Here is a 7,014-nt window from a genome sequence, read left to right as displayed (position 1 = left end):
TGTTTGATCATAATATAATGCTATAAAATGATATTATGCGGTATTAATCCGGATTTCTCCGGGCTATCCCCCTGATAAAGGTAGGTTGCATACGCGTTACGCACCCGTGCGCCACTTTCTCTTCCAGCAAGCTGGAAAATATCGTTCGACTTGCATGTATTAGGCCTGCCGCTAGCGTTCATCCTGAGCCAGGATCAAACTCTCCATTGTAAAATGTTTTGTTCAATACTGACCAGTTTTAACTATTGTTAAAAATAGTCTTCTTTTTTTTATGTTGTCTGTTAGACACCACCTTTAAAATAAAGCAAAATAATCATGTACTTTGACCAGTACTCCATTACCCCGCTACGCTACATTGACATCTCTTTTAAGAACTTATCGATCTATAACCTCGCGGCAGATCTTTATATTGTTAAACCTTTACTCCGTTAAAGTCTTGTTAGTCTTTATCTTTGTGCCGGTATTTTCAATCTTGTTTTGTTGTTTGTGCAACATCCGCTGCCCCAACTTTTTTCCTTCCCTTTCGGTTGGGAGTGCAAAGGTAAGGATCTTTTTTAAACTTCCAAATAAAATAAATTTTATTTTTTTAGCCCTCTTTTTCTCCTCTTTCCTTTATTTCAATAGGCCAGCTTTGACCGGCTTTCCGTTCTTCCGAACCGGGCTGCAAAGGTAGCAATCTTTTTCTCTCCTGCAATATTTATTTTAAAATAATTATCGCTTTCCGTATCACCAAGCCATCCTTTCAACTAAAACCCTTCCTCCGAAGCGGGATGCAAAAGTAGGATTTTTTAATTTATAAGCAAAGCATATTTGCTATTAATTGGGGGTTTTATTGTAACTGGATGGTTTACAGCAACAAAAAGTTTTACCCAAAGCAAAACTTTTTTAAGCATTGGGTGTTTATGGCGGGTTTATGCTAAAGACTTACGGAAGTTAGCCCGGTGAACAGGCCTTTGGAAACTTCGTATTTAACCCCTGCCCCGCCCTATCTAAACCCGATTGAAACGAAAAGCCCACATCCCGATTTTTTCAATCGGGAGAGGACTTGTAGTGAAAAGCGGGGACAAACTTATATAGCAGCACAACACCCGCTTTACTGGAAAAGCTAATAAAAATAAAAGCCTACTCTATATAACAGACCTTATTAAACCATATGGTATCCTCATAAATATTTTATAAATTAGTGATATGTTACAGGTTAAACAATGGTGTGATGATTTATTCGGTTTGTTATTTCCAAACCTCTGCAATGCCTGTGGCGTATCCTTATATCAGAGTGAGCACTTAATCTGCACCAAATGCCTGTACGATTTACCTTTTACCGATTATCATCAACATGCAGAAAACAGGGTGGCCAAACAGTTGTGGGGACGGGTGCCGCTTCATGCCGCCATGGCGATGCTGTATTTTAGGAAAGGGGCGAAAGTGCAAAACCTGATCCATAACTTAAAATATAATGGAAGAACGGATGTTGGTGTACTATTGGGAAATATGTTAGGCGAAAAGTTAAAGATGAGTTTGCTTTATAAAGATGTTGATTTAATTATTCCCGTTCCTCTCCACCGAAAAAAATATAAACACAGAGGATACAATCAATGTACTTTTATTGCCGAAGGAATAGCAGAAAGAATGGAGACTGGCTTTAGCGAAGAAAATTTAGTACGTAATAATGCAACTGAAAGCCAGACCAAAAAGAGCAGGTACAACCGATACGAGAATATGCAGAACGTTTTTGAAGTACACGACCAGGCCTACATTGCCGGCAAACACATCCTGTTAGTTGATGATGTAATTACAACCGGTGCAACATTAGAGGCCTGCGCAAATGAACTTTTAAATAGCGGAGCAGCAAAAGTGAGCATCGCGGCATTGGCATTTGCCGAATAACTGCATTATTTTCTATACAGTTGTAAGTACTCAAACATTTATCTAAGTTTGATTTATGCGTTCAAATATCAGTTTAGTGCTATTGCTCTTTTTCTTAGTTTCTTCCTGCAGGAAAGGAGAACACATCACCACAGATACAAACGCCAAGTTAACCATTGCAACTCCGGAATTGCTGTTCGATACCATTTTTACCTCAATTGGTTCTATAACGAAGCGATTAAGCATCGTAAACAATAATAAGGATGCTGTAAAGGTTTCAGAAATTACACTAACTGGGGGGAGCAGTTCAGCATTTAGCCTTAATATTAATGGAGAAGATACATTTAACAAAAATGACCTGGTTATAAATGGTCAGGATTCGATTAATCTTTTTGTTAAGGTTACCATTAATCCGAATACAGAGAGTTTGCCGTTTTTGGTGCAGGATTCTATTATCTTAAATACGAATGGGAACAGACAAGTTGTGAAACTTTTAGCTTATGCCCAAAATGCGGTTTTTATTAACGGCCAAACAATTGCGACCAACACCACCTGGACAAAATCGCTACCATATATTATCAATGGAGTTTTTACGGTTAAAAGCGGATCATCACTCATTATCCAACCAGGTGCCAAGGTTTATTTTCATAAAGACGCCAGCTTAAATGTGGAAGGTAATTTACTGGTAAATGGAACGGTTACCGACCCGGTACTGTTTTGTAGTGACAGACTGGAAAAACTGTACAATGAGGAGCCGGGCCAGTGGAAAGGCATTTTCCTGAAAAGAACTGGCAACGGAATGGTTAAAAATGCAATAATCAAAAATGCCTCAGTTGGTATTACTTCCGATTCGCTGTCATCAACTGCCGAACCTAAATTAATTTTGAGCAACAGCATTATCAAAAATATGCAGGTAGCAGCCTACATTGGTTATCATTCAGAGTTGTTGGCCTTTAACAATGTGATGTATAATTGCGGCAATTACCTTATATATGCTGTTGGAGGTGGAAACTACAACCTTAAACAAAATACATTTGCAGGTTATAATTTAAATTTCCCACGTAAAACTGCTTCACTTAGCTTTTCAGATTATTTATCTGCCGGCGCTTACAACAAGCTCCGGTTAGATTTAACAAACAATATTATTTGGGGCAGTTTAACTAATGAGCTGGATATTCAAAAGAAAACCACCGCAGCAATTCAGCTTAATTTATGGAACAACATAATCCGATCTGCCAACAGCAGTTATAGCATCAACGGCAATATTTTGAATATTGATCCATCCTTTATCAATAAGGAAATGGAAAATTTTGAGGTGTCGGCGGATAGTCCGGCCAGAAAGAAAGGAGCTGATTTAAGTAGCGATCCTTATTTTACAGGCTACCTTAATAAAGATATAAAAGCCAACATAAGAATTTCTCCCTCAACCTTAGGAAGTTACGAGAAATAATCACTTTTTTTTATTTTCCGAAAACAATTCGGCGAGAAATCTCGTTTATATATACGAGAGCGTTAATTTAGATGGTAAGGGTCGATATTTCTTCAAAAGAATATCGGCCCTTTACTTTTTATCAGGATTTTAAGATTGCAGCTCGGTTCTTTCAGATTAGTTTTGAATATCCATCTATTCCAGGTATTATTATTTTGAAAGTGAACATTGGTGCCAATGGCAGCCTGCAGCCCCGCTTTTCCTCCTGCCGTTTTAATTTATCAATGTCAAAGAAATGCGGATCAAAACGGCATCCGTTCAATCGGGCTTAGTTAGCAAAGTCTGTATATAAAAATTCGCCTATAACAAAAAAAAGCAGCTACAAATTCATGCAACTGCTTTATCTATTTATTTTGTTGTTAAATTATTCTACGGTTACCGATTTAGCCAGGTTTCTTGGCTGGTCTACATTACATCCACGCATTACCGCAATATGATACGATAATAGCTGAAGTGGAATAGTAGCCAAAAGCGGCAAGAAAGCTTCGTTAGCGTCCGGAATTTCGATACAGTAATCGGCCATTTTCTTCACTTCTGTATCGCCTTGTGTTACAATGGCAATCACTTTACCCTTTCTTGCTTTAACTTCCTGTATATTGCTGATCACTTTTTCGTACGATGAGTTTTGCGTAGCGATAAAAACCACCGGCATTTCTTCGTCGATTAAAGCAATTGGACCGTGTTTCATTTCTGCTGCAGGATAACCTTCTGCATGGATGTAGGAAATTTCCTTCAATTTTAAGGCCCCTTCTAAAGCTACAGGGAAGCCACTTCCTCTACCTAAAAATAAACAGTTGGTAGAATCTTTGATTTTTTCTGCAACTTCTTTAATCAGATCGTTAGATTCTAACGCAACCTGGATTTTTTCAGGAATATGATCCAGTTCGGTTAATAACTCAATTAATTTTGACGTGGTAATGGTACCCTTTTGTTGTGCCATGTAAAAGGCCATCAAAGTTAAAACCGTTACCTGTGCGGTAAATGCTTTTGTAGAAGCTACACCAATTTCAGGACCAGCGTGGGTATAAACACCAGCATGGGTTAAACGCGGGATTGATGCACCCGCAACATTACAAATTCCGAAAATGGTTGCGCCACGTTCCTTAGCCATTTCAATGGCCGCCATGGTATCAGCAGTTTCTCCGGATTGCGAAATGGCAATTACCACATCTTTTTCTGTGATGATTGGGTTTCTGTACCTGAATTCTGAAGCATATTCAACTTCTACAGGGATACGGGCATATTCTTCAATTAAATATTCGCCAACCAAACCCGCATGCCACGATGTTCCGCACGCTACAATGATAATCCGGTCTATATTTTTTAATTTCTCTGCAAATTCTTTAATCCCGCCTAGCTGTACTTTACCTTCTTCAGGATATATACGGCCACGCATACAATCTTTGATCGAACGGGGCTGCTCATAAATCTCCTTTAACATAAAATGATCGAAACCACCTTTTTCCAGCATTTCGAGCTTTAACTCTAATTCCTGAATAAGTGGGGTGTGAACCACATTGTCTAAATGTTTAATTAACAGGTCTTCTCTGGTAACTAAAGCAATTTCGCCATCCTTTAAATAGATCACATTTTTGGTATATTCAATAATCGGAGTAGCATCAGAAGCAATAAAATATTCTCCTTTTCCAACGCCAATTACCATCGGGCTTCCTTTTCTGGCAGCAATTAAACGATCTGGATGATCTTTATCCATAATAACGATGGCATAAGCTCCATTTACTTCGTGTAAGGCTAAACGAACAGCTTCTAAAAGATCAATCTTTTCAATTTCCTGAATTTCTTCGATCAGGTGGATCAATACCTCTGTATCCGTATCACTTTTAAATTCATGCCCACGGTTTGCTAATTCTTCTTTTAGCGTAGCGTAGTTTTCAATGATTCCGTTGTGGATAATAGAAAGTTTACCGCTATTTGATGTGTGCGGATGGGAATTACGATCAGAAGGAACACCATGGGTAGCCCAGCGTGTATGGCCCATACCACTTGTACCAGATTTGTCCTGATCCTCAGCAAATTCTTCTAAAACAGCAACTTTTCCAGCTTTTTTATAAATATGCTGTCCACTGCTGTTCATCAGTGCAATACCAGCGCTATCATAACCTCGATATTCTAATCTTTTAAGACCTTTTAATACAATTGGCCAAGCTTCTCTATAACCAATGTAGCCTACTATTCCACACATAATTTTTTATTATCACATTAATTTGCCAAATATATAAAACAAACGTTTGTTTTAACACATAAGGGCTAAAAAACTTGTTAAATCAAAAAAGCAGCTACAAGTTAATGTAACTGCTTTTACAATTTTATTTCTTAAGGTAACTCTTATTTATAAAGAGGAAATGCGCTTACCAGTTTAATTACTTCAGCTTTAACCGCATTCAGATTTGCTTCATCTTCAGGATTGGTTAAAACCCTGTCGATTAGTTCAACGATCTGTTCCATTTCAGCCTCTTTTAAACCACGGGTGGTGATGGCAGCAGTACCCACACGGATGCCAGAAGTTACAAACGGTGATTTATCGTCAAAAGGCACCATGTTTTTATTTACGGTGATTTCTGCTTTTTCTAAAGCGTTCTCAGCAACTTTACCAGTGATGTTTTTGTTGCGAAGATCGATCAGCATTAAGTGGTTATCAGTACCACCTGAAATAATGCCGTAACCTTTAGCTACAAATGCTTTTGCCATTGCCTGTGCGTTAGCAGCTACCTGCTTAATATATGTTCCGTATTCTTCGCTTAAAGCTTCTCCAAAAGCAATTGCTTTTGCTGCAATAATATGTTCTAACGGACCGCCTTGTGTACCTGGAAAAACAGCCATGTCAAGCAAATTGCTCATCAATCTGATTTCGCCTTTTGGCGTTTTTAATCCCCATGGGTTTTCGAAATCCTGTCCCATCATAATCATACCGCCACGTGGGCCACGTAAAGTTTTGTGGGTGGTTGTAGTTACGATATGGCAATGTGGAAGTGGGTTGGCCAACAAACCTTTAGCAATCAGACCTGCAGGGTGAGAAATATCTGCCAAAACCAGCGCGCCAATTTTATCAGCTACCGAACGGATAAATGCATAATCCCACTCGCGTGAGTAAGCAGATGCCCCGCAGATGATTAATTTTGGTTTTTCAGCTAAGGCTACTTCTTCTAATTTTTTATAATCGATCAGTCCGGTTTCTTTTTCAACACCATAAAATAAGGGTTGATATAATTTACCCGAAAAGTTAACTGGTGAGCCATGTGTTAAGTGACCTCCGTGAGAAAGATCGAAACCTAATATTTTATCTCCAGGTTGCAAAACAGCAAGCATCACTGCTGCATTGGCCTGTGCACCAGAGTGCGGCTGAACATTTACCCACGCTGCACCGAACAATTCTTTAGCCCTATCGATAGCAATTTGCTCTACCACATCTACCACCTGGCAACCGCCATAGTAACGTTTTCCCGGTAAGCCTTCAGCATATTTATTGGTTAGTACCGATCCGGCAGCTTCCATTACCTGCTTGCTTACAAAGTTTTCTGATGCAATAAGCTCTAAACCATGCTCCTGGCGGTTCAGTTCTTTATCGATAAGTTCAAAAATTTGGTTGTCGCGTGTCATCATTATATGAGGTTTGTATTTTTTTGGCAAAAGTAAGAATT

The 7,014-nt window shown here is 38.8% G+C and carries 4 protein-coding genes and 1 rRNA gene; 2 read left to right on the top strand and 3 right to left on the bottom strand.

Features of this window, described 5'->3' with window-relative positions:
• A 16S ribosomal RNA gene (locus tag ACTJKC_RS24580) occupies nt 1-210 on the bottom strand; the annotation flags it as partial.
• A gap of 978 nt (nt 211-1,188) precedes the next feature.
• Here ACTJKC_RS24580 and ACTJKC_RS24575 point away from each other — a divergent pair.
• Both ACTJKC_RS24575 and ACTJKC_RS24570 read left to right on the top strand, forming a co-directional pair.
• The gene (locus ACTJKC_RS24575) at nt 1,189-1,887 is read left to right on the top strand and encodes a ComF family protein (RefSeq protein ID WP_440796211.1); all 699 of its coding nucleotides are present in this window, start codon (nt 1,189-1,191) and stop codon (nt 1,885-1,887) included.
• 55 nt (nt 1,888-1,942) lie between these two features.
• Nucleotides 1,943-3,316, top strand: coding sequence for a hypothetical protein (locus tag ACTJKC_RS24570; RefSeq protein ID WP_440796209.1), 1,374 nt, complete (start codon nt 1,943-1,945; stop codon nt 3,314-3,316).
• Between the two features lie 403 nt (nt 3,317-3,719).
• Here ACTJKC_RS24570 and glmS read toward each other — a convergent pair whose 3' ends face one another.
• Both glmS and glyA read right to left on the bottom strand, forming a co-directional pair.
• Entirely contained in the window at nt 3,720-5,558 is a 1,839-nt protein-coding gene (gene glmS / locus ACTJKC_RS24565; protein WP_440796207.1) for a glutamine--fructose-6-phosphate transaminase (isomerizing), read from the bottom strand.
• A 143-nt stretch (nt 5,559-5,701) separates the two neighbouring features.
• Entirely contained in the window at nt 5,702-6,973 is a 1,272-nt protein-coding gene (gene glyA, locus ACTJKC_RS24560; RefSeq protein ID WP_440796217.1) for a serine hydroxymethyltransferase, read from the bottom strand.
• Between the last annotated feature and the right edge of the window lie 41 nt (nt 6,974-7,014).

The sequence above is a fragment of the Pedobacter sp. 22226 genome (assembly GCF_052045455.1).
GTDB lineage: Bacteria > Bacteroidota > Bacteroidia > Sphingobacteriales > Sphingobacteriaceae > Pedobacter > Pedobacter jeongneungensis.
This window is presented reverse-complemented; position numbering and strand designations above follow the sequence as displayed.

What these genes read in the sequence shown, in the direction of transcription:
- ACTJKC_RS24575 (WP_440796211.1), top strand. Translation starts at nt 1,189, where the DNA reads ATGTTACAGGTTAAACAATGGTGTGATGATTTATTCGGTTTGTTATTT.
- ACTJKC_RS24570 (WP_440796209.1), top strand. Translation starts at nt 1,943, where the DNA reads ATGCGTTCAAATATCAGTTTAGTGCTATTGCTCTTTTTCTTAGTTTCT.
- glmS (WP_440796207.1), bottom strand. Translation starts at nt 5,558, where the DNA reads ATGTGTGGAATAGTAGGCTACATTGGTTATAGAGAAGCTTGGCCAATT.
- glyA (WP_440796217.1), bottom strand. Translation starts at nt 6,973, where the DNA reads ATGACACGCGACAACCAAATTTTTGAACTTATCGATAAAGAACTGAAC.